General features: G+C 72.0%; 18 protein-coding genes. 16 read left to right on the top strand and 2 right to left on the bottom strand.

Going from position 1 to position 22,772, the window contains the following annotated elements; all coding sequences use genetic code 11:
- The first annotated feature begins 2 nt into the window (after positions 1-2).
- From AC069R_RS00090 to AC069R_RS00050, 9 genes are all read left to right on the top strand, one after another.
- Positions 3-356: a DUF4233 domain-containing protein gene (locus tag AC069R_RS00090; RefSeq protein WP_397985963.1), complete on the top strand. Its 354-nt coding sequence runs from the start codon at positions 3-5 to the stop codon at positions 354-356.
- Between the two features lie 65 nt (positions 357-421).
- Positions 422-835 (top strand): nucleoside-diphosphate kinase, encoded by a 414-nt coding sequence (gene ndk / locus AC069R_RS00085; protein ID WP_397985964.1) that lies wholly within the window; start codon positions 422-424, stop codon positions 833-835.
- A 208-nt stretch (positions 836-1,043) separates the two neighbouring features.
- A complete protein-coding gene (locus AC069R_RS00080; protein WP_046421714.1) occupies positions 1,044-2,063 on the top strand; it encodes a rod shape-determining protein in 1,020 nt (339 codons plus the stop codon).
- Between the two features lie 180 nt (positions 2,064-2,243).
- Entirely contained in the window at positions 2,244-3,254 is a 1,011-nt protein-coding gene (gene mreC / locus AC069R_RS00075) for a rod shape-determining protein MreC (protein WP_478763152.1), read from the top strand.
- A 13-nt stretch (positions 3,255-3,267) separates the two neighbouring features.
- On the top strand, positions 3,268-3,945 hold the full coding sequence (gene mreD / locus AC069R_RS00070) for a rod shape-determining protein MreD (protein ID WP_397985966.1): 678 nt from the start codon (positions 3,268-3,270) through the stop codon (positions 3,943-3,945).
- Positions 3,946-4,111: 166 nt separating this feature from the next.
- Positions 4,112-6,370 carry a penicillin-binding protein 2 gene (gene mrdA / locus AC069R_RS00065; RefSeq protein ID WP_478763150.1) on the top strand — a complete coding sequence of 753 codons (2,259 nt, stop codon included), beginning with the start codon at positions 4,112-4,114 and terminating at the stop codon, positions 6,368-6,370.
- Positions 6,367-7,563: a rod shape-determining protein RodA gene (rodA, locus tag AC069R_RS00060; RefSeq protein ID WP_478763148.1), complete on the top strand. Its 1,197-nt coding sequence runs from the start codon at positions 6,367-6,369 to the stop codon at positions 7,561-7,563. The genes mrdA and rodA overlap by 4 nt, the downstream gene beginning before the upstream one ends.
- Positions 7,564-7,640: 77 nt before the next feature.
- Positions 7,641-9,140 carry a CYTH and CHAD domain-containing protein gene (locus tag AC069R_RS00055; RefSeq protein WP_478763146.1) on the top strand — a complete coding sequence of 500 codons (1,500 nt, stop codon included), beginning with the start codon at positions 7,641-7,643 and terminating at the stop codon, positions 9,138-9,140.
- A gap of 70 nt (positions 9,141-9,210) precedes the next feature.
- Positions 9,211-11,172, top strand: a complete 1,962-nt coding sequence (locus AC069R_RS00050; RefSeq protein ID WP_478763144.1) for a TIGR03960 family B12-binding radical SAM protein — start codon at positions 9,211-9,213, stop codon at positions 11,170-11,172.
- A 45-nt stretch (positions 11,173-11,217) separates the two neighbouring features.
- On the opposite strand, the gene AC069R_RS00045 is transcribed toward AC069R_RS00050, so the two are convergent.
- Positions 11,218-12,159, bottom strand: coding sequence for a YhjD/YihY/BrkB family envelope integrity protein (locus AC069R_RS00045; protein ID WP_478763142.1), 942 nt, complete (start codon positions 12,157-12,159; stop codon positions 11,218-11,220).
- A gap of 196 nt (positions 12,160-12,355) precedes the next feature.
- Here AC069R_RS00045 and AC069R_RS00040 point away from each other — a divergent pair, with 196 nt between their 5' ends.
- The 7 genes from AC069R_RS00040 to obgE all read left to right on the top strand — a co-directional run bounded on the left by AC069R_RS00040 (position 12,356) and on the right by obgE (position 22,154).
- Positions 12,356-13,132: a TIGR03936 family radical SAM-associated protein gene (locus AC069R_RS00040; protein WP_478763141.1), complete on the top strand. Its 777-nt coding sequence runs from the start codon at positions 12,356-12,358 to the stop codon at positions 13,130-13,132.
- 263 nt (positions 13,133-13,395) lie between these two features.
- Entirely contained in the window at positions 13,396-17,901 is a 4,506-nt protein-coding gene (locus AC069R_RS00035; RefSeq protein ID WP_478763139.1) for a ribonuclease E/G, read from the top strand.
- 119 nt (positions 17,902-18,020) lie between these two features.
- Positions 18,021-18,773: a phosphocholine cytidylyltransferase family protein gene (locus tag AC069R_RS00030; RefSeq protein ID WP_478763137.1), complete on the top strand. Its 753-nt coding sequence runs from the start codon at positions 18,021-18,023 to the stop codon at positions 18,771-18,773.
- On the top strand, positions 18,761-19,828 hold the full coding sequence (locus AC069R_RS00025; protein ID WP_478763135.1) for an iron-containing alcohol dehydrogenase family protein: 1,068 nt from the start codon (positions 18,761-18,763) through the stop codon (positions 19,826-19,828). Before AC069R_RS00030 ends, AC069R_RS00025 begins: the two co-directional genes overlap by 13 nt.
- A gap of 170 nt (positions 19,829-19,998) precedes the next feature.
- On the top strand, positions 19,999-20,319 hold the full coding sequence (gene rplU / locus AC069R_RS00020) for a 50S ribosomal protein L21 (protein ID WP_009188585.1): 321 nt from the start codon (positions 19,999-20,001) through the stop codon (positions 20,317-20,319).
- 14 nt (positions 20,320-20,333) lie between these two features.
- Positions 20,334-20,588 (top strand): 50S ribosomal protein L27, encoded by a 255-nt coding sequence (gene rpmA, locus AC069R_RS00015; RefSeq protein ID WP_030779398.1) that lies wholly within the window; start codon positions 20,334-20,336, stop codon positions 20,586-20,588.
- A 120-nt stretch (positions 20,589-20,708) separates the two neighbouring features.
- A complete protein-coding gene (obgE, locus tag AC069R_RS00010) occupies positions 20,709-22,154 on the top strand; it encodes a GTPase ObgE (RefSeq protein WP_478763133.1) in 1,446 nt (481 codons plus the stop codon).
- Positions 22,155-22,259: 105 nt separating this feature from the next.
- On the opposite strand, the gene AC069R_RS00005 is transcribed toward obgE, so the two are convergent.
- Positions 22,260-22,772, bottom strand: a 513-nt coding sequence (locus AC069R_RS00005) for a UTP--glucose-1-phosphate uridylyltransferase (RefSeq protein WP_478763132.1), incomplete at its 5' end; no start/stop codon positions are given.

Genomic DNA, 22,772 nt, shown 5'->3' with positions numbered 1-22,772 from the left:
ACGTGCGTACGCTCTGTTCATCCACGCTGATCGGCGAGTTCTTCGTCATCGGCTTCGCCGGTCTGGTCGCCATGAAGGATCCGAGCCTGTCGGTCTCCACCGTCTGGCTGGTCAGCGGCATCGCCATGGTCCTGTGCGTGCTGCTGTGCGGCATGGTGACCCGTCCCGGCGGCGTCGCCCTCGGCTGGGCCCTCCAGATCGCCCTGATCGCCTCCGGCGTCTTCGTGCCGACCATGTACTTCATGGGCGCGGTGTTCGCGGCCCTGTGGTGGGCCTCGGTGCACTTCGGCCGGAAGGTGGACGAGGCGAAGGCCCGGTTCGCGGCCACCGCCGAGCCCCCGGCTGACGCTGCGTAACGGGCGCACGGACACGCCCTGTAACCTCGTCCCACCGCACACGTCCCACGCGTAAGGAGTCCCCCGTGAGCCAGCGCACCCTCGTCCTGCTCAAGCCCGACGCCGTCCGTCGCGGCCTGACCGGCGAGATCATCAGCCGTATCGAGCGCAAGGCCGGCTGGCAGATCACCGCGCTGGAACTGCGCACCCTGGACCAGGACACGCTGGAGCAGCACTACGGCGAGCACAAGGGCAAGCCCTTCTACGAGCCGCTGGTAGCGTTCATGTCCTCCGGTCCCGTCGTCGCCCTGATCGTCGAGGGCGAGCGGGTCATCGAGGGCGTGCGGCAGCTGGCCGGCCCGACCGACCCGATCGCGGCCCAGCCCGGCTCCATCCGCGGCGACTTCGGCGTCATCGTCCGGGAGAACCTGATCCACGCCTCCGACTCCGAGGAGTCCGCCGAGCGCGAGGTGAAGATCTTCTTCCCGGCGCGCGCGTAATACCGGCGATAGAGGGAACGAGCGCCCCCGAACGCCCGTCTCCACAAGCGGGGCGGCCCGCCATCTGGTGACAATGGCCAGGACCCTCGCGCAGTGTTCGTGCAGGCGCGTTTACGATAGAGGCCTTCACGTCACAGCACCCGCCTCGCCTTGCCTGACATGCCCTCAAAAGCTCAGGAAGGCCAGATGAATCCGGATGGGGAACTCAATGTCGTTCATCGGCCGTGACATGGCTGTCGACCTCGGGACCGCCAACACGCTGGTGTACGTCAGGGGTCGCGGAATCGTACTGAACGAGCCGTCCGTCGTCGCGATCAACACCAACACCGGTGGCATCCTGGCGGTCGGCGCCGAAGCGAAGAAGATGATCGGCCGGACGCCGGGGAACATCGTGGCGGTCCGGCCGCTGAAGGACGGCGTCATCGCCGACTTCGAGATCACCGAGCGGATGCTGCGCTACTTCATCCTGAAGATCCACAAGCGCCGCTATCTGGCCCGCCCGCGCGTCGTCGTCTGCGTGCCCTCGGGCATCACGGGCGTCGAGCGCCGCGCGGTGATCGAGGCCTCCACCCAGGCGGGCGCCCGCCAGGTGCACATCATCGAGGAGCCCATGGCCGCGGCCATCGGCTCCGGCCTGCCGGTCCACGAGGCCACGGGCAACATGGTGGTGGACATCGGCGGCGGCACCACGGAGGTCGCGGTCATCTCCCTCGGCGGCATCGTCACGGCCCAGTCCATCCGGGTGGCGGGCGACGAGCTGGACAACGCGATCATCCAGTACATCAAGAAGGAGTACAGCCTTCTCCTGGGTGAGCGCACCGCCGAGCAGATCAAGATCACCATCGGTTCCGCGTACGAACTCGACTCCGACGAGCACACCGAAGTGCGCGGCCGGGACCTGGTGTCCGGGCTGCCCAAGACCGTCGTCATCTCGGCCGCCGAGGTCCGCAAGGCGATCGAGGAACCGGTCAACGCGATCGTGGACGCGGTCAAGACGACCCTCGACAAGTGCCCGCCGGAGCTGTCCGGCGACATCATGGACCGGGGCATCGTGCTGACCGGCGGCGGCGCCCTGCTGCGCGGTCTGGACGAGCGGCTGCGCCGCGAGACCGGCATGCCGATCCACATCGCCGAGGACCCGCTGGACAGCGTGGCGCTCGGCTCCGGCAAGTGCGTCGAGGAGTTCGAGGCGCTCCAGCAGGTTCTGGACGCCCAGCCGCGTCGATGACACGGCGCACCGATTCCGCCGTACGAGACGTTCTCCTCTCGTACGGCGGATCGTTGATATAGAGGCATAAGCTCCCCCAAAGCTCCCCCCGATGGGCGGCTTGGATTTGCGCCGCACCTTTCGCGCTTTTTCCGGGGGGTCCCACGAATTCCTACTTGAGGAAGGGCACGGCCGCCGCACGTGAGGGACACCAAAGAGAGCCGGCTGCTCCTGGTCCTGCTGATCGCCATCGCGTTCGCGTTGATCACCGTGGATATCCGAGGGGGCCGGAACTCCCCGGTCGACGGTGCCCGGCAGGTCGCGGCCACCGTGTTCGGCCCGGTGGAGGACGGACTGTCCTCGGCGGTCGACCCGGTCGGCAACGCCGTCTCCGCGATCCGCGACTCGGGCTCCCGGCACAGCAGACTCGCCACGCTGGAGAAGGAGAACGCGGCCCTCAAGGCGAAGCTCGGCAGCGACGACCGCGACCGCAGCCGGCTCAAGCAGCTCGACGGCATGCTGAAGCTCGCGGGCGAGGGCCAGTACGGCATCAAGGGCGCCCAGGTCATCGCCATAGGGTCGGCGCAGGGCTTTTCCTGGACCATCACCATCGACGTCGGCGCGAGCGACGGCATCAAGCGGGACATGACGGTCCTCAACGCCGACGGCCTGGTCGGCCGGGTCACCACGGTCGGGCCCGACACCTCCACGGTGCTGCTCGCCAACGACCCGGACTTCACCGTCGGCACCCGGATGGAGGGCACCGACGAACTCGGCTTCGCCTCCGGGCAGGGCGACCGCCCGCTGCGCGTCCAGCTCCTCAACGGCAAGGCCGAGGTGAAGAAGGGCGACCGCCTGGTCACCTTCGGCTCGGAGTCCGACAAGCCGTTCGTGCCCGGCGTGCCGGTCGGCGTGGTCTCGCGTGTCGACCCCTCCGGCGGCGGCCTGACCCGCACCCTGTACGTCACCCCGTACGTCAGCTTCACCAAGCTGGACGTCGTCGGCGTGGTCGTCCAGGCTCCGAAGAAGGACCCGCGCGACGAGGTCCTGCCGGCCAAGCCCAAGCCGGTCCCGACGCCCACCGTGACTGTCACGGTGACCCCGTCCGCGGGCACCGGCTCGGGCGGCGGGCAGAGCGACGGGTCACCGGGCGACCAGTCGTCGGGCGGCCCGTCCCCGTCCGATGAACCGCAGACCGACGACCAGCCGTAGGAGCCCCATCCCCATGCGTGTCAACCGGATCCTGCTCTCCGTGCCGCTGGTCGTGGTCGCCCTGGTGATCCAGGTGAGCGTCCTCGCCCGCCTCCATCTGCCGGGTGCCGTCCCCGATCTGCTGCTGCTGACCGTCCTCGGCCTGGCCATGGTGTACGGCCATGTCGGGGGCGCCCTCGTCGGGTTCGCCGCCGGTCTGCTGGCCGACCTGGCCCCGCCCGCGGACCACGCGGCCGGCCGCTACGCCCTGGTGCTCTGCGTGACCGGCTACTTCGCCGGGCTGGTCAAGCCGGACCACGGCCGGCTGCGGTCGGCGACCGGCCCGATGGCCGTGGTCGTCGTGGCCGCGATCGGCTCCACGCTGCTGTACGCCGGGGTCGGCGCCCTGGTCGGCGACACCGCCGCCCGCCATGTCGGGCTGCCCGGCCTGCTCATCTCGGCCGCCCTGTACGACCTGCTGCTGGCCCCCTTCGTGGTCCCGGCGGTGATGTGGCTGGCCCGCCGCGGCGAGCACGACCCGCTGGCCGAGACCGCCACCAGCGCCAAGGCGGCCGACATCTCCTCCGGCTGGCTGTCCTCCGGCACCGGGCTGCGCATCGGCAGCCAGCGCGGCGGGCTCGGCGCGCTCAAGGCCAAGGCCCGCACCCGCTCCGCGCGGGTCGGCCGGATCAAGGGGGTCAAGCGCCTGTGAACGCGCGTCAGGCCCCCGGCGACCGGGGCGATTCACTCGAACGGGTCGGCTTTCGCGGAACGCGGGCTCACAGACTGATCGTTCATCATTCGTACGCGCGCGGTCCGGTCGCACACACGTGCCGCGCGTCCGGACGTCCGTGCGCTGAGAGGGGGAGCAGCCCGCAGTGACCAACATCCCCGAGACCGGCCGGACCCCACGGGTCCAGATCCGGCTCGTCGTGATCCAGATCCTCGTCCTCTCCCTGCTCGGCACGCTCGGCGGCCGGCTGTGGTACCTCCAGATCCGGGAGGGCGCCCAGTACCAGAAGGAGGCGTCGGGCAACCACGTCCAGCAGGTCGTCCAGCCCGCCGTGCGCGGCGAGATCCTGGACGCCCGCGGCGTGCCCCTCGCGGACAACGAGACGCGGCTGGTGGTCTCCGCCTCCCGCACCGACCTGCTCAAGCAGAAGGACGACGGCAAGGCGGTCCTGACCAAGCTGGCCGGGGTCCTCGGCATGCCGACCGAGGACGTCATGCAGAAGGTCCGCCTCTGCGACGCCAAGACCCCCCAGCCGTGCTGGAACGGATCGCCGTACCAGCCCATCCCGATCACCGACAAGGCCACGCCCCGCCAGGCCCTCCAGATCCGCGAGCGCTCCGAGGACTTCCCCGGCATCACCGCCGAGCCCGAGGCCGTGCGCCGCTATCCGGGCCCCGGCAAGTCCAACACCGCGCAGGTCCTCGGCTATCTCTCCCCGGTCACCGACGACGAGATCCAGAAGGCCAAGGACACCAGCTCGCCCTACCTGCGCTCGGACATGGTCGGCCGCTCGGGCCTGGAGCGGGAGTACGACAAGGAGCTGCGCGGCAAGGCCGGCGTCACCCGTTACGAGGTGGACAACCTCGGCCGCGTCATCGGCAAGGCCAAGTCGGACGCCGCCCAGCCCGGTTCGAACCTGGTCACCAGCATCGACTCCCGCGTCCAGCGCGTCGCCGAGTACGAACTGGACAAGGCGATGAAGGCCGCCCGCACCCAGTACGACTCCATCACCGGCGAGAACTACAAGGCCGACTCCGGCGCCGTCGTGGTCATGGAGGCCAAGACCGGCCGCATCGTCGCCATGGCCTCCGCGCCCACGTACGACCCGAACGCCTGGGTGGGCGGCATCTCCGCCAAGGACTACAAGGCCCTCACCGGCAAGGACTCCGACTACCCGCTGCTCAACCGGGCCATACAGGGTCAGGCCGCGCCCGGCTCGACCTTCAAGGTGGTCTCCACGGCCGCCGCCGTCCAGGCGGGATACGCGTGGAACGGCGGCTACCCGTGCACCAGCGACTACCGGGTGGGCAACCAGGTCTTCAAGAACTTCGAGGGCGAGAACTACGGCGACATCTCGCTGGGCCGCGCCCTGGAGGTCTCCTGCGACACCGTCTTCTACGGCATCGCCGACAAGGAGTGGAAGAAGGACGGCGGCATCAACCCCAAGAAGGGGCAGCCGAAGGACTACTTCTTCAAGACCGCCCACCAGTTCGGCCTCGGCAAGCCGACCGGCGTCGACCTGCCGAACGAGGTGAGCGGCCGCGTCCCGGACCGCCAGTGGAAGCTGGACTACTGGAAGGCCAACAAGGACTCCTGGTGCAAGACCGGCAAAAAGGACGGCACATACGTCGAGAAGATCGCCTACGAGAACTGCCTCGAAGGCGACAAGATGCGCGAGGGTGACGAGATCAACTACTCCATCGGCCAGGGCGACACCCTCGTCACGCCGATCCAGGAGGCGATGATCTACGGCGCCGTCGCCAACGGCGGCACCGAGTACGTCCCGACCATCGGCAAGGCGATCATCAGCCCCGACGGCAAGACCGTCCAGGAGATCAAGCCCAAGGTCGAGCGCAAGCTGCCGGTCACCCAGGCCACCCTCAAGGGCATGGACGACGCCTTCGCGGGCGTCATCACCCGCGGTACGGCCGCCTGGAAGTTCAGCGGCTGGCCGCAGGACAAGATCCCGCTGCACGGCAAGACCGGTACGGCGGAGGTCTACGGCAAGCAGACCACCTCCTGGATGGCCACCTACTCCAAGGACTACACGGTGATCATGACGATCGCCCAGGCCGGTACGGGTTCCGGAGCCTCCGGTGAGGCCGTGCGCAACATCTACAGCGCGCTCTACGGCGTCCAGGGCGACGGCTCCATCGACACCAGGAAGGCGCTGCTGCCCCAGCCGCAGCAGACCCTGCCCAAGGTCCGCACGGACGGCACCATCGTCGCCCCGGCCGTCCCCAAGGACCCGGCGAAGGACACCGAGGCCGCCCAGAAGAACAACCCGAGCAACGGCGGCGACCAGCAGCCCGCCGGCACCGCACCACCCACGAACACGAACGGCAACAGCAACACCCGAAGGCGCCCGCGCCGCAAGCGGGGAAGCCGGAGGATGCCCTCATGACCGGCGTGAACAGCTTCTCCGTCTCCGGGTACGGACCCGCGCGGGCCGGCTGGACCAGGATCTTCGCCCGCGACTCGCTGACGCGGCGCCTGGACTGGCCGATACTGCTGGCCGCGCTCGCCCTGTCGCTGATCGGCTCGCTGCTGGTCTTCTCGGCGACCCGCAACCGCACCGAGATCAACCAGGGAGACCCGTACTTCTTCCTGGAGCGGCACCTGATGAACCTGGGCATCGGGTTCGCCCTGATGGTCGCCACCCTCTGGCTGGGCCACCGCGCCCTGCGCAACGCGGTGCCGATCCTCTACGGCGCCTCCGTCCTGCTCGCTCTGGTGGTGCTCACCCCGCTCGGCGCGACCATCAACGGCCAGCGGAACTGGATCGTGATCGGCGGCTTCTCCGTCCAGCCCGCCGAGTTCCTGAAGATCGCCATCATCCTCGGCATGGCGATGCTGCTGTCCGCGCGGGTGGACGCGGGCGACAAGCCGTTCCCGGACCACCGCACGGTGGCGCAGTCGCTCGGCCTGGCCGCCGTGCCCTGCATGATCCTGCTGCTGATGCCGGACCTCGGTTCGGTGCTGGCGATGGTGGCCATCATCCTGGGCGTGCTGCTCGCCTCCGGCTCCTCCAACCGCTGGGTGTTCGGGCTGCTCGCCGCCGGGGTGGTGGGCTGTATCGCCATCTGGCAGCTGCACATCCTGGACCAGTACCAGATCAACCGCTTCGCGGCCTTCGCCAACCCGGACCTCGACCCGGCCGGCGTCGGCTACAACACCAACCAGGCCCGCATCGCCATCGGCTCCGGCGGACTGACCGGCGCCGGGCTGTTCCACGGCTCGCAGACCACCGGCCAGTTCGTGCCCGAGCAGCAGACCGACTTCGTGTTCACGGTCGCGGGCGAGGAACTGGGCTTCCTGGGCGCCGGTTTCATCATCTTCCTGATCGGCGTCATCCTGTGGCGCGCCTGCCGGATCGCGCGGGACTCGACCGAGCTGTACGGCACCATCGTGGCCGCGGGGATCGTGGCCTGGTTCGCCTTCCAGTCGTTCGAGAACATCGGCATGACCCTCGGCATCATGCCGGTCACCGGTCTGCCGCTGCCGTTCGTGTCGTACGGCGGGTCATCGATGTTCGCGGTGTGGGTGGCCGTGGGACTCCTGCAATCGATCAAGGTGCAGCGGCCGATGTCGGCGTAAGGCTCACCACCCGGCGCAGGGCGTCCCCGCGGGGGCGCCCTCTGCCGTACCCGCCCGGCGCGCACTAGATTCGGTTCATGGCGGAGACGAAACGCGAGATCGAGCGCAAGTACGCATCCGATGACAGCGGGCTGCCCGACCTGACCGGCGTCGGCGGGGTGGCGACCGTCCTCGACAGGGGCCTGGTCGAACTCGACGCCACCTACTACGACACCGCCGACCAGCGCCTCGCCGCCGCCTCGCTCACCCTGCGCCGCCGCACCGGCGGCTCGGACGCCGGCTGGCACCTCAAACTCCCGGTCGCCCCCGGCGTCCGCGACGAGATCCGGGCCCCGCTCTCCGACACCCTTCCCGCGGAACTCGCCGCCCTGGTCCGCTCACGGGTCCGGGAGGCGGAGCTGGTCCCGCTGGTCCGGCTGCGCTCCGCCCGCGACGTACGCCATCTGGTGGACGCGGACGGCGCCTTGCTGGCCGAGGCGAGCGTGGACGCCGTGACCGCCGAGCGGCTCACCGGTCCGGGCGGCACCGCCCAGTGGACCGAGATCGAGATCGAGCTGGCCGACGGGGGAGACCCCGCCTTCCTCGACCAGGTGGAGAAACGGCTGGCCAGGGCGGGCGTACGGCCGTCCGCCTCGCCCTCCAAACTGGCCCGCGCCCTCGAACACACCGGGGGCCTGCGCCGCCCGCCCGGCAGCTCCGCCGAGCCGGTCACCGCGGGCGACCACGTCCTCGCCTACCTCCGCGCCCAGCGGGACGCCCTGGTCGCCCTCGACCCCGCCGTCCGCCTCGGCACCCCTGACGCCGTGCACCGGATGCGGGTCGCCACCCGTCGCGCCCGCGCCACCCTGCGCACCTTCCGCACCGTCCTCGACCGCGCCGCGACCAAGCCCCTCGCCGCCGAGCTGAAATGGCTCGCGGGCGAACTGGGCGTGGACCGCGACCAGGAGGTGCTGGCCGAGCGGCTGACCACGGCCCTCGACGCCCTCCCGCCCGACCTGGCCACCGGCCCCGCCCGCGAGCGCCTTGCGTCCTGGGCGCGAGCCGGAGGCGCCGGCGCCCACGCCCACCTCGCCGGCGTCCTGGACTCCCCCCGCCACCTCGCCCTGCTGAACACCCTGGACGCCCTGCTCGCGGACCCGCCGCTGCGCAAGGCCGCCGCGCGGAAACCGAAGAAGGCGCTCGGCAAGGCCGTACACAAGGACCTCGCGAAGCTCACCACCCTCGTGGAGCGGGCGCTGGCCCTGCCGCCCGGCACGGAGCGCGACCTCGCCCTGCACGAGGCCCGCAAGAAGGCCAAGCGCACCCGGTACGCCGCCGAGGCCGCCACCCCCGCCCTCGGCGCCCGCGCCCGCGCTCTCACCGCCGCCATGAAGTCCCTCACCACCCTCCTCGGCGACCACCAGGACAGCGTCATGGCCCGCCGCACCCTGCGCGAGCTGGCCGCGGTCGCCCACGCGGCGGGGGAGAGCGCGTTCCCCTACGGGGTGCTGTACGGCAGGGAGGAGGCACGGGCGGCGGCAGCGGAGGCCGAACTGCCGAAGCGGTGGCGGAAGGCCGCGGACCGCTCCTCGGGCTGACCGTTCGGAGGAGGTCCGCGGGCGGGTTACGCTGGATGGTCCCCCCTGTCAGCTCATGAAGGTTCGCGAGATGCCTGTCGAGTCGGTTTTCCCGCAGCTCGAAGCTCTGCTCCCGCACGTGCAGAAGCCGATCCAGTACGTAGGCGGAGAACTCAACTCCACCGTCAAGGACTGGGACGAGTGCGACGTCCGCTGGGCACTCATGTACCCGGACGCGTACGAGGTCGGTCTGCCCAACCAGGGCGTCATGATCCTCTACGAGGTGCTGAACGAACAGGACGGCGTCCTCGCCGAGCGCACGTACAGCGTGTGGCCGGACCTGGAGGCGCTGATGCGCGAGCACCGCGTCCCGCAGTTCACGGTGGACAGCCACCGCCCGGTGAAGGCGTTCGACGTGTTCGGCCTCAGCTTCTCCACGGAGCTGGGCTACACGAACATGCTCACCGCGCTCGATCTGGCCGGCATTCCGCTGGAGTCCAGGGACCGCACCGAGGACGACCCGATCGTCCTGGCCGGCGGCCACGCGGCGTTCAACCCGGAGCCGATCGCCGACTTCATCGACGCGGCGGTCATCGGCGACGGCGAGCAGGCCGTGCTGGACATGACCCGGATCATCCGCGAGTGGAAGGCCGAGGGCCGCCCCGGCGGCCGCGAGGAGGTCCTCTTCCGGCTGGCGAAGACCGGCGGGGTGTACATCCCGGCGTTCTACGACGTCGAGTACCTCCCGGACGGCCGGATCGCCCGTGTGGTGCCGAACCGGTCGGGTGTGCCGTGGCGGGTCTCCAAGCACACCGTCATGGACCTGGACGAGTGGCCCTACCCCAAGCAGCCCCTGGTGCCGCTCGCCGAGACCGTCCACGAGCGCATGTCGGTGGAGATCTTCCGCGGCTGCACCCGCGGCTGCCGCTTCTGCCAGGCGGGCATGATCACCCGCCCGGTGCGCGAGCGCTCGATCACGGGCATCGGCGACATGGTGGAGCGTGGCCTGAACGCGACGGGCTTCGAGGAGGTCGGCCTCCTCTCCCTGTCCTCCGCGGACCACTCGGAGATCGGCGACATCGCCAAGGGCCTGGCGGACCGCTACACGGACGACAAGATCGGCCTGTCGCTGCCCTCCACCCGCGTGGACGCCTTCAACGTCGACCTGGCCAACGAGCTGACCCGCAACGGCCGCCGCTCCGGACTGACCTTCGCCCCCGAGGGCGGCTCCGAGCGCATGCGCAAGGTCATCAACAAGATGGTCTCCGAGGACGACCTGATCCGTACGGTCGCCACGGCCTACGGCAACGGCTGGCGCCAGGTGAAGCTGTACTTCATGTGCGGCCTGCCCACGGAGACCGACGAGGACGTGCTCCAGATCGCCGACATGGCGACCCACGTCATCCAGAAGGGCCGCGAGGTCTCAGGGTCCAACGACATCCGCTGCACCGTCTCGATCGGCGGCTTCGTCCCCAAGCCCCACACCCCCTTCCAGTGGGCCCCGCAGCTGTCGGCGGAGGAGACGGACGCGCGCCTGGAGAAGCTGCGCGACAAGATCCGCGGCGACAAGAAGTACGGCCGTTCCATCGGCTTCCGCTACCACGACGGCAAGCCCGGCATCGTGGAGGGCCTGCTGTCCCGCGGCGACCGCCGGGTCGGCGACGTCATCCGCGCGGTCTACGAGGACGGCGGCCGCTTCGACGGCTGGCGCGAGCACTTCTCCTACGACCGCTGGATGGCCTGCGCCGACAAGGCCCTCGCCGCCCACGGCGTGGACGTCGACTGGTACACCACCCGCGAGCGCACCTACGAGGAGGTCCTCCCCTGGGACCACCTCGACTCCGGCCTGGACAAGGACTGGCTCTGGGAGGACTGGCAGGACGCCCTCGACGAGACCGAGGTCGAGGACTGCCGCTGGACCCCGTGCTTCGACTGCGGCGTCTGCCCGCAGATGGACACGCACATCCAGATCGGCCCGACGGGCAAGAAGCTGCTGCCGCTGACGGTCAAGAACGCGGGGCCGGCGCCGGCTTCGAGTGGCCACGCGCACTGAGGTGAGCGAGTGACGCTTGAGCCCCTTTCCGGAGCGGAAAGGGGCTCATCGCCGTTTCGGCCCGGATCGTGGCCGGTCCGTCGTCCCGCCCCGTAGGGAGCGCCAGCGGGAGTGGGTTCGGGTGACGACGTCGTTCCACTGGCGGCGGACCTCGTCGTCGGGGGTGCGTTCGCCGTGGGAGATGCGGGTCAGTTCGTCGCGGATCTCGCGGCCCACTACGGAGGCGCCGACGATGCAGAGCATCACCGCGAACAGGGCCGAGATCATCGCGAAGACGGCGCCGACGACGCCGTAGCGCTGGGCCGAGGCGTTGAAGAGGTGGGGGAGGTAGAGGGTGGCGCCCACGGAGTAGGCCGCGATGGCCACGGCGCCGGTGACGCCGAAGGGGATCAGGTCCCGCCAGGCGATCCGGTGGGCGGACAGCAGGACGCCGGTCCAGACGAGGAAGACCGCGGTCACCGGCAACTCGACCGCCACGCTCAGCAGATGCGCCCGGCTCTCGCTCGGCAGCGCCTGGACCAGGCCGCTCACCGCCAGGTAGCAGGCGCCGGAGAGCAGCCAGCCCAGACCGTTGCGGGTGTTGCGCACGCTGAGGGACTTCAGCTCCCAGGTCTGCTCGAACAGGCGTTGCAGGGCTCGGGTGAAGCTCAGTGCCGAGACCGCGAGGAACAGCACGCCGAGGACACTGACGTCCGCCTTCTCCTGCTCGGGCGCGAAAAGCGCGTCGACCGCCGCGGCGCCCTCGCCCGTCAGGCCGTACCGCGTGATCAGCTGCCGCGCCACGTCGTACGACCCGACGCTGGTCAGCACCGCCGCGCCCAGGATCACCAGCGGCACCAGCGCGGTCAGGGCGCTGGAGGCGAGGGCCATGGAGCGGTCGAAGCCCGCGACCCGCTGGAAACGGCCCAGCACCCGCAGTGTGAACGCGGGACGCAGCCAGAAGGTGAGGGTCCTGAGCAGGCGCCGGCCACGGTTGTCAGCCGTCATACCCTCCGGGGCAGCGTTCAGAAGGGGGCGAAGGAGCAAAAGGGAGAGTAGTCGTCCGCGGCCGTCCCGCTCCCGGTCGACACGGCGGGAACCTCGGGGCGCCGCGGCACGTACTCTTGAGAGAAGTACGACCGCTCTCACGAAGGACAGGACACTGGGCAAGCGACAGCCCGAAGGCCCGCCGCCCGCACCCGCGGTGCAGCGCATCCGACTGCGCTACACCAAGCGCGGCCGCCTGAGGTTCACCAGCCACCGAGACTTCCAGCGCGCCTTCGAGCGTGCGCTGCGCCGCGCCGACGTACCCATGGCGTACTCGGCCGGATTCACGCCGCACCCGAAGGTGTCGTATGCCAATGCCGCACCCACCGGCACCGGCAGTGAGGCGGAGTACCTGGAGATCGCGCTCACCGCGCCGCGCGACCCCGAGAAACTGCGCGTCCTCCTCGACGAGTCGCTGCCCGCCGGGCTCGACATCGTCGACGCGGTCGAGGCGCACACCTCGGGTCTCGCCGACCGGCTGACGGCCTCCGTCTGGGAGCTCAGGCTCACCGGAGTCGATCCGGCCGACGCCGAGCGCGCGGTCGGGGCCTTCAACGGAGCCGGGTCCGTGGAGGTGCAGCGCATGACCAAGAACGGCGTGCGCACCTTCGACGCCCGCCCGGCCGTGGCGAGCCTTCAGGCGTACGGCGCACCGGCTGATGGGCCGACCGACCAGCCCTGTGCGATACTGCGGCTGGTTGTTCGGCACGTGACGCCTGCCGTACGACCCGACGACGTCCTGTCCGGTCTCCGCGCCGTGGCCGACCTGGCGCCGCCGGTCCCCGCAGCGGTGACCAGGCTGGCGCAGGGGCTGTTCGATGAAGAGACCGGCACGGTGACCGACCCGCTCGCGCCCGACCGCGAGGCGGCCAAGGCCCCCAGGGCCGTACCGGCCGCCGCCGCGACGGCGCAGGTGCCGGAAGGTCCCGCGTAGGGACGGACGCCGTAGCGCCGCCCTCGTACTCGGGAGCCACCTGGGTCGGGCAGCGCACCGACCAGAAGACTTTCGCCAGGCCGTACCGACAAGGCGTACGGAACCGGCGAGACAGGACACAGAGTGCTCCCGTGCGGCGCCCGCGCCCCGGACGGCGGCCATCGCGCATCGCGCGGGCCGCGGACGTCACCGGTGGACGGCCCCTTCGGGCCGGTGCCGGAACCAGGCGCGGCGCCCGGGAGCCTGACGGGAGACAAGCCCGCATGCTCGAGCCGACCGAACCCACCGAGGGTTCCGAACTGAACACACCGAGCGACACCCTGCCGCCGCGCAGGCGTCGCCGTGCCGCCTCCCGGCCCGCGGGTCCGCCCGTCGCCGCGGAGGCGCCCGCCGAGGTGACCGTCCCGGCCATACCGGCCGCGGAGGACACCGAGGAGGACGCCGAGGGGGCGGCGGAGACCGCCGCCGCGGCCCAGGCCGCCCCGCAGGCGACCGAGGAGGCCGGGGAGGCCGCGCCCGCGCGTCCGCGCCGCCGTGCCGCGCGCCGTGCGTCGGCGCCCGCCGGCGCACCCGCCGCCGAGACCGTCGAGTCCGCGGAGACCGTCGCGCCGCCCGCTGCCGCCGAGGTCGCCGAGGGCGGCGAGGTCGTCGTCGGCGAGGAGGCCGCCCCGCGGCGCACCCGCCGCCGGGCCACCCGCAGTGTCGCGACGCCGGGCGCGGAGGCCGAGGCCGCCGTGCAGACCCCGGCCGTGCCCGAGACCCCGGCTGCGGCTGAGGCAGAGGCCGCCGCGCCCGCCGCGCGTCCGCGCCGCCGTACCAGCCGTCGTGCCGCCGCGCCCGCCGCCGAGGTCACCGAGACCGCCGTACCGGCCGCCGGGGCGGACCAGGCCCCGGCCGCCGACGCAGGGACGGCCGGGGAAGAGGCGCCTGCCGCGCGGCCGCGCCGCCGGGCCGCGCGCCGTGCGTCGGCGCCCGCAGGTGCGCCCGCCGCCGCGGAGACCGTCGAGTCCGCGGAGACCGGCGCGCCCGCCGCCGCCGAGGTCGCCGAGGCCGTCGAGCAGGCGGAGACCGTCGCACCGGCCGTCGCCGAGGTCGCCCGGCAGACGGAAGCCGTCGCCCGTGAGGCCGCCGAAGAGGCCGCGCCCGCCGCCCGTACCCGTCGCCGGGCCACCCGCCGCGCCACCGCGCCCGCCGGTGCGCCCGAAGCCGCCGAGGCCGTCGTCCAGATCACCGCCGAGGACGCTCCCGAGGCCCCGCCGGCCGAGGAGGAGCCCCCGGCCGAGGCCGCCCCCGCCCGTACCCGCCGTCGCGCCACCCGCCGCGCCACGGCACCCACCGGCGCGCCGAAGGCCGCCGAGGAGGCCCCGGCCGCGACCGAGCAGGACGAGCCCGCCGCCGAGGCGCCGGCCCCCGTTCCCGGGGCACCGGCCGCCGCCGAGGACACCGAGGACGCCGCCCCGCGGCGTACCCGCCGCCGCGCCACCCGCCGGGTCACCGCGCCCGAGAGCGCCCCCGCGGAGGCCGCGCACACCCCGGAGGTTCCCGTCACCACGCACACCACCGAGGCCGCGCCCGCCGCGGAGTCCGTGCCGGCCGCCGCCGAGGTGTCCGGGGCCGCCGAGAGCCCCGCACCGCGCCGGGCCCGGCGCCGGGCCGTGCGCCCCGCGTCCGGGTTCTCCGAGCCCGCGCGCTCGGCGGGAGGCGAGGAGGGCGCGCGCCGTCCCGCCCGTCCGGCCGTCGCCGTCTTCCAGGCGCCGGTGTTCGCCGAGCCGCGCTTCCAGACGCCGGAGCGGGCCGCCGCCGAAGCCGCGGCGGAGGCCGCCGAGCCGGTCGAGGCCGAGCGGCCCGCGGAGCCGCGGCGCGAGGAGTACGCCGAGGAGCGCGCCGAGACCGGTTCGCGCCGTCGCCGTCGCCGCCGTGGCGAGCGGTCCGAGGAGGCCCCGGCCGCCCCGGTCGCCGTCGAGGACGAGGACGAGGAGCCGGAGGGCGCCGAGGGCGAGGCCGAGGACGGCGAGGGCTACGAGGAGTCGTCCTCGCGCCGCCGTCGCCGCCGGGGCGGCCGTCGCCGCCGCCGCGGAGACGCCGCCGAGGGCGAGGGCGGCGAGGAGTCCGAAGAACTGGCCGCCGAGCAGGCCGCGCAGGACGCCGAGGACACCGCCGAGCAGGAGGAAGAGGACGCCGAGGAGGCGCACGGCGAGGAGCCCGCCGGTTCCAGCGCCGGCAGCCGTCGCCGTCGTCGCCGTCGCCGGCGCGCCGGGGAGAGCGCCGTGGACGGCGAGCCGTCCGCCGACGACCCCGAGCGTACGGTCGTCAAGGTCCGCGAGCCGCGCAAGCCGAGCGAGCCGTCCGACGAGGTGCAGTCCATCAAGGGCTCGACCCGTCTGGAGGCGAAGAAGCAGCGCCGCCGCGAGGGCCGTGAGCAGGGCCGCCGCCGCGTCCCGATCATCACCGAGGCCGAGTTCCTGGCCCGCCGGGAGGCCGTCGACCGTGTGATGGTCGTCCGCCAGCACGGCGAGCGCACGCAGATCGGCGTTCTTGAGGACAACGTGCTCGTGGAGCACTACGTCAACAAGGAGCAGTCGACGTCGTACGTCGGCAACGTCTACCTCGGCAAGGTGCAGAACGTGCTGCCGTCGATGGAGGCCGCCTTCATCGACATCGGCAAGGGCCGCAACGCCGTGCTGTACGCCGGCGAGGTCAACTTCGGCGCGCTCGGCATGGGCAACGGCCCGCGGCGCATCGAGTCCGCCCTCAAGTCCGGGCAGTCGGTCCTGGTGCAGGTCACCAAGGACCCGATCGGGCACAAGGGCGCGCGGCTGACCAGCCAGGTCTCCCTGCCGGGCCGCTACCTCGTGTACGTCCCCGAGGGCTCCATGACCGGCATCAGCCGCAAGCTGCCCGACACCGAGCGGGCCCGGCTGAAGACGATCCTCAAGAAGATCGTCCCCGAGGACGCGGGCGTCATCGTGCGCACCGCCGCCGAGGGCGCGAGCGAGGACGAGCTGCGCCGCGACGTCGAGCGGCTCCAGGCGCAGTGGGAGGACATCCAGAAGAAGGCCAAGAACGGCAACGCCCCGACGCTGCTGTACGGCGAGCCGGACATGACCGTCCGGGTCGTGCGCGACATCTTCAACGAGGACTTCTCCAAGGTCATCGTCAGCGGTGACGAGGCCTGGCAGACGATCCACGGGTACGTCTCGCACGTCGCCCCGGACCTCGCGGGCCGCCTGTCGAAGTGGACCTCCGAGGTCGACGTCTTCGCCACCTACCGGATCGACGAGCAGCTCGCCAAGGCGCTGGACCGCAAGGTCTGGCTGCCCAGCGGCGGTTCGCTGGTGATCGACCGGACCGAGGCGATGGTCGTCGTCGACGTCAACACCGGCAAGTTCACCGGCCAGGGCGGCAACCTGGAGGAGACGGTCACCAGGAACAACCTGGAGGCGGCCGAGGAGATCGTGCGCCAGCTGCGGCTGCGCGACCTCGGCGGCATCATCGTGATCGACTTCATCGACATGGTCCTGGAGTCCAACCGCGACCTGGTGCTGCGCCGCCTGCTGGAGTGCCTGGGCCGCGACCGTACGAAGCACCAGGTGGCCGAGGTGACCTCGCTGGGCCTGGTGCAGATGACCCGCAAGCGGGTCGGCCAGGGCCTGCTGGAGTCCTTCTCCGAGACCTGTGTGCACTGCAACGGCCGCGGTGTCATCGTGCACATGGAGCAGCCCGGCTCCGGCGGTGGCGGCGGCAAGCGCAAGAAGCGCGGCCGTGGCGGAGACGCGCAGGAGCAGCCGCACGAGCACGAGCACGTGCACGAGACCGCCGCGGTCGCGGTGGAGAGCGGCGAGGCCGTCGAGCCGGAGATCGAGACGGCCGCCGAGGTGGCCGCCGAGATCGCCGAGCCGGTCGCCCTCACGCCGCCGGAGTTCGCGCCGGACGAGGAGCTGTACAGCAGCGTCGCCGAGGCGGAGGCGGCGGCCGGCCGCGGCCGTACCCGCCGCCGGGCGAGCCGCCGCGCGTCGGCCCCGGCCGGCGCGCCGAAGGCGGAGAAGTCCGCCCGGAAGTCCGCCCGGACGAAGGACGCCGAGCAGGTCGCCGCCGAGGACGTCAGCGCCGGGGCCGCCGTGCCGACCGCGCAGGACGTCACCGCCGAGGAGGCCGCGGCCCGCCCGGTGCGGCCCGAGCCGGCCGCCGAGGCGCTGGCCGAGCCGGTGGCCGCCGAGGACCAGGTGGTCCCGGCGCCCGACGCCGCCGAGGAGGCGCCCAAGGGCCGTACCCGCCGTCGGGCGACCCGGAAGGTGTCCGCACCGGCCGGTTCCCCCGCGGGTGCCGAGGCCGCCGTGGTGACCGTCGCCGAGACCGCGCCCGCGGCCCCGGTGGCGGAGCCCGCCGCCGAGGAGGCGCCGGCGCCCGCGGAGAGCGCCGCGCCGGCCCGTCCGCGCCGCCGTGCGGTACGGCAGGCTGCCGCACCGACCGCGTCCGAGGAGACGGCCGTCGTGGTCGTCCCCGCCGCCGAGGCCCCTGCTGCCGAGGCCCCCGCCGCGGAGGCTCCCGCCGAGGAGAGTGCCGCCGAGGAGGCTCCGGCCAAGAAGACCGCCCGCAAGGCGGCCAAGAAGGCCACGGCGAAGAAGGCGGCCACCAAGAAGACGGCGGCGAAGAAGACCGCCGCCAAGAAGACCGCCGCGAAGAAGACGACGGCCAAGAAGGCAGCCGCCACGAAGAAGACGGCGGCCAAGAAGACCGCCGCGGCCCCGGAGTCGACCCCCGTCGACTGACCGGTCACGGCACGTCTGGGTGCGGTCCTGTCCGCGAGGAGAGGGCCGCACCCGCTTTTTCAGCGGGCCGGGGCACCGCGCCCTGCGCCCGCGCCTCTGAACCGAAGGAGAGAACCGCGATGATAGGCCTCGTGCTGGCGGCCGGCGCCGGACGGCGACTGCGCCCCTACACGGACACCCTGCCCAAGGCCCTGGTGCCGGTCGGCGCGGAGGAGGGGCCCGAGGCGGTCTCTGTCCTGGACCTGACCCTCGGCAACTTCGCCCGGATCGGTCTGACCGAGGTCGCGGTCATCGTCGGCTACCGCAAGGAGGCCGTCTACGCGCGCAAGGCCGAGTTCGAGGAGAAGTACGGCCTGAAGCTGACGCTCATCGACAACGACAAGGCCGAGGAGTGGAACAACGCCTACTCCCTGTGGTGCGGCCGGGACGCGCTCAAGGACGGCGTGATCCTCGCCAACGGCGACACCGTGCACCCGGTCTCCGTCGAGGAGACGCTGCTGGCCGCGCGCGGTGACGGCAAGAAGATCATCCTCGCGCTCGACACCGTGAAGTCCCTGGCGGACGAGGAGATGAAGGTCGTCGTCGACCCCGAGAAGGGCATGACGAGGATCACCAAGCTGATGGATCCGGCCGAGGCGACCGGCGAGTACATCGGCGTGACGCTGATCGAGGGCGACGCGGCCGGGGAGCTGGCCGACGCCCTGCGCGCCACCTTCGAGCGCGACCCGCAGCTGTACTACGAGGACGGCTACCAGGAGCTCGTGAACCGCGGCTTCCGGATCGACGTGGCGCCCATCGGCGACGTCGACTGGGTCGAGATCGACAACCACGAGGACCTCGCCCGCGGGCGGGAGATCGCATGCCGGTACTGACCCGGCTGTTCCCCTCGCCGATCGTCATGGACATCCGCGCGGGTGCCCTGGACGATCTGGCGGGCGTGCTCGCCGACCAGCGCATCTCGGACTCCGGGCGGCTCGCCGTCGCCGTCAGCCGCGGCTACGGCGCCCAGCTGCGCGAACGGCTCGCCCCGGCGCTGCCCGCCGCCACCTGGTTCGAGGTGGGCGGCGGCACCCTGGACGAGGCGGTCGACCTGGCCGACCGGATGAAGTCCGGCGACTTCGACGCGGTCGTGGGCATCGGCGGCGGCAAGATCATCGACTGCGCCAAGTACTCCGCGGCGCGCATCGGCCTGCCCCTGGTCGTCGTACCGACGAACCTCTCGCACGACGGCATCTGCTCGCCCGTGTCCAACCTGGACAACGACGCCGGACGCGGCTCCTACGGAGTGCCCGCGCCCGTCGCCCTGTTCATCGACCTGGACGTGATCCGCGAGGCCCCGCTGCGCTTCGTGCGCTCCGGGATCGGCGACGCCCTGTCCAACATCTCCGCGGTCGCGGACTGGGAGCTGGACCACCGGGTCAACGGCGAGAAGATCGACGGTCTCGCCGCGGCCATGGCCCGCCAGGCCGGCGAGGCGGTGCTGCGGCACCCCGGCGGCTGCGGCGACGACGGGTTCCTCACCGTGCTGTCCGAGGGGCTGGTGCTCACCGGCATCGCCATGTCGATAGCCGGGCACACCCGGCCCTCCTCGGGCGCCTGCCATGAGATCAGTCACGCGCTGGACCTGCTCCACCCGCGCCGGGCCGCCGCGCACGGCGAACAGGTGGGCCTCGGCGCCGCCTTCGCCATGTACCTGCGCGGCGACCACGACGGCTCCCGGCTGATCGTGGAGGGCCTGCGCCGGCACGGGCTGCCCGTGCTGGCCGGGGAGATCGGCTTCAGCGACGAGGAGTTCGTCCGGGCCGTGGCCTTCGCGCCGGAGACCCGGCCGGGCCGCTACACCATCCTGGAGCACCTCGGCCTGTCCGCGGAGGGGATCGCGGAGGCGTACGCCGGGTACGCCGCCGCGGCCGGACGCCCAGTTTGACCCCTACGGCCCCGGCCCGTAACCTTGACCGTCGGCGTGTCATCGAGCCCGCCACATCCCCGTAAACCTGTTCCTCCCGGACGCTGGGCCGGCCGGGAGAGGTCGCCCATGCGTATGCCGGGCGGCTGGCCTGCGGGGGTGCCGTTTCTTCGAGCGAAAGAGAGATCCGCGTGTACGCCATCGTGCGCAGCGGTGGTCGCCAGCACAAGGTTGCTGTCGGCGACATCGTTGAGGTTGACAAGATTTCCACCGCCAAGGTTGGCGACACGGTCGAGCTCTCGACCCTGCTCGTTGTCGACGGCGACGCTGTGACCAGCGACCCGTGGGTGCTGGCCGGCATCAAGGTCCAGGCCGAGGTCGTGGACCACCACAAGGGCCAGAAGATCGACATTCTGCGCTACAAGAACAAGACCGGCTACCGCCGTCGGCAGGGCCACCGCCAGCAGTACACGGCGATCAAGGTCACGTCGATCCCCACGGCTGCGAAGTAAGGGACTGAGAAGACATGGCACACAAGAAGGGCGCATCGTCCACCCGGAACGGTCGCGACTCCAATGCCCAGCGGCTCGGCGTGAAGCGCTTCGGCGGTCAGGTCGTCAACGCTGGTGAGATCCTGGTCCGCCAGCGCGGCACCCACTTCCACCCCGGCGCCGGCGTCGGCCGTGGCGGCGACGACACCCTGTTCGCCCTGCTGCCGGGCGCGGTGGAGTTCGGTACCCACCGTGGCCGCAAGGTCGTGAACATCGTTCCGGTCGCCTGAATCAGCTGATTCGGCACCGAGCGTTTCGCGAGGCGGACCTCACTTCCCGGTCGGGAAGGCGGGTCCGCCTTTCGCGTGTTAGTACCTAGACATACCCGTACTTTCTGGAGGCACTGAACCATGACCACCTTCGTGGACCGCGTCGAACTGCATGTCGCCGCGGGTAACGGAGGCCACGGCTGTGCCTCCGTCCACCGCGAGAAGTTCAAGCCGCTGGGCGGCCCGGACGGCGGTAACGGCGGGCGTGGCGGTGACGTCATCCTGACCGTGGAGCAGTCGGTCACCACGCTGCTCGACTACCACCACTCCCCGCACCGCAAGGCCACCAACGGCAAGCCCGGCGAGGGCGGCAACCGCTCCGGCAAGGACGGCGAGGACCTGATCCTGCCGGTCCCGGACGGCACCGTGGTGCTCGACAAGGCGGGCAACGTCCTCGCCGACCTGGTCGGGCAGGGAACGTCGTACGTCGCCGCCCAGGGCGGCCGCGGCGGGCTCGGCAACGCGGCGCTGGCCTCGGCCCGCCGCAAGGCGCCCGGCTTCGCGCTGCTCGGCGTGCCCGGAGACGTCCAGGACATCGTCCTGGAGCTGAAGACCGTCGCCGATGTGGCGCTGGTCGGCTACCCGAGCGCCGGCAAGTCCTCGCTGATCTCGGTGCTCAGCGCCGCCAAGCCGAAGATCGCGGACTACCCGTTCACCACCCTGGTGCCCAACCTCGGTGTGGTGACGGCCGGTTCGACCGTCTACACCATCGCCGACGTGCCGGGGCTGATTCCGGGCGCCAGCCAGGGCAAGGGCCTGGGCCTGGAGTTCCTGCGGCACGTGGAGCGGTGCAGCGTGCTGGTGCACGTCCTGGACACCGCGACCCTGGAGTCCGACCGCGACCCGCTCTCCGACCTCGACATCATCGAGGAGGAGCTGCGGCAGTACGGCGGCCTGGAGAACCGGCCCCGGATCGTCGTCCTGAACAAGGTCGACGTGCCCGACGGCAAGGACCTCGCCGAGATGGTCCGCCCCGACCTGGAGGCCCGCGGCTACCGCGTCTTCGAGGTGTCGGCCGTGGCCCACATCGGCCTGCGCGAGCTGTCCTTCGCCCTCGGCGACCTGGTCGGCAAGGCGCGTGCCGCCAAGCCGAGGGAAGAGGCCACGCGGATCGTCATCCGGCCCAAGGCCGTGGACGACGCCGGGTTCACCGTCACCCGTGAGGAGATCGGCGGGGAGCCGCTGTTCCGGGTGCGCGGCGAGAAGCCCGAACGCTGGGTGCGCCAGACCGACTTCAACAACGACGAGGCCGTCGGCTACCTCGCCGACCGGCTCAACCGCCTCGGTGTGGAGGAGCAGTTGATGAAGGCGGGCGCCCGCGGCGGCGACGGCGTCGCCATCGGCCCCGAGGAGAACGCGGTCGTCTTCGACTGGGAGCCGTCGGTCACGGCGGGCGCCGAGATGCTCGGCCGCCGCGGCGAGGACCACCGCTTCGAGGCACCCCGGCCCGCGGCCCAGCGCCGCCGGGACAAGGAGGCCGAACGGGACGAGGCCGGCCGGGAGTTCGACGACTTCGAGCCGTTTTAAACGGAGCCGATGACAAAGGGCGGGCCCGGAGGATTTCCCCTCCGGGCCCGCCCTTCGTCGTATCCGCCGTGCCGGGCGGCCTGCCGTGTCCGGCGTGCCGGGCGGTCAGTCCTCGGTCAGCTCCTGGCCGACGTAACCGCGGAGCCAGGTCCGGAACTCCGGGCCCAGGTCCTCGCGTTCGCAGGCGAGCCGCACGATGGCGCGCAGGTAGTCGGCGCGGTCGCCGGTGTCGTAGCGGCGGCCGCGGAAGACGACGCCGTGCACGGGGCCGCCGAGCTTCTCGTCGGCGGCGAGCTGCTGGAGCGCGTCGGTCAGCTGGATCTCGCCGCCGCGGCCCGGCTCCGTCTTGCGCAGGACGTCGAAGATCTCCGGTGCGAGCACATAGCGGCCGATGATCGCGTAGTTCGACGGCGCCTCGGCCGGGTCGGGCTTCTCGACCAGGCCGGTGACCTTGACGACGTCGCCCTCGGCGGTGGCGTCCACGGCCGCGCAGCCGTAGAGGTGGATCTGCTCGGGCGCGACTTCCATGAGGGCGATCACGCTGCCGCCGTGCCGCTCCTGGACCTCGATCATGCGCTGGAGCAGGGGGTCGCGGGGGTCGATCAGGTCGTCGCCGAG

The sequence above is a fragment of the Streptomyces sp. NPDC043952 genome (assembly GCF_056435325.1).
This window is presented reverse-complemented; position numbering and strand designations above follow the sequence as displayed.

Excerpts from the sequence above, each read along its gene's own strand:
- obgE (WP_478763133.1), top strand. The coding sequence starts at position 20,709 with ATGACCACCTTCGTGGACCGCGTCGAACTGCATGTCGCCGCGGGTAAC.
- AC069R_RS00055 (WP_478763146.1), top strand. The coding sequence starts at position 7,641 with ATGGCGGAGACGAAACGCGAGATCGAGCGCAAGTACGCATCCGATGAC.
- AC069R_RS00030 (WP_478763137.1), top strand. The coding sequence starts at position 18,021 with ATGATAGGCCTCGTGCTGGCGGCCGGCGCCGGACGGCGACTGCGCCCC.
- AC069R_RS00035 (WP_478763139.1), top strand. The coding sequence starts at position 13,396 with ATGCTCGAGCCGACCGAACCCACCGAGGGTTCCGAACTGAACACACCG.
- AC069R_RS00045 (WP_478763142.1), bottom strand. The coding sequence starts at position 12,159 with ATGACGGCTGACAACCGTGGCCGGCGCCTGCTCAGGACCCTCACCTTC.
- AC069R_RS00025 (WP_478763135.1), top strand. The coding sequence starts at position 18,761 with ATGCCGGTACTGACCCGGCTGTTCCCCTCGCCGATCGTCATGGACATC.
- AC069R_RS00050 (WP_478763144.1), top strand. The coding sequence starts at position 9,211 with ATGCCTGTCGAGTCGGTTTTCCCGCAGCTCGAAGCTCTGCTCCCGCAC.
- rpmA (WP_030779398.1), top strand. The coding sequence starts at position 20,334 with ATGGCACACAAGAAGGGCGCATCGTCCACCCGGAACGGTCGCGACTCC.
- rodA (WP_478763148.1), top strand. The coding sequence starts at position 6,367 with ATGACCGGCGTGAACAGCTTCTCCGTCTCCGGGTACGGACCCGCGCGG.
- mreD (WP_397985966.1), top strand. The coding sequence starts at position 3,268 with ATGCGTGTCAACCGGATCCTGCTCTCCGTGCCGCTGGTCGTGGTCGCC.
- AC069R_RS00080 (WP_046421714.1), top strand. The coding sequence starts at position 1,044 with ATGTCGTTCATCGGCCGTGACATGGCTGTCGACCTCGGGACCGCCAAC.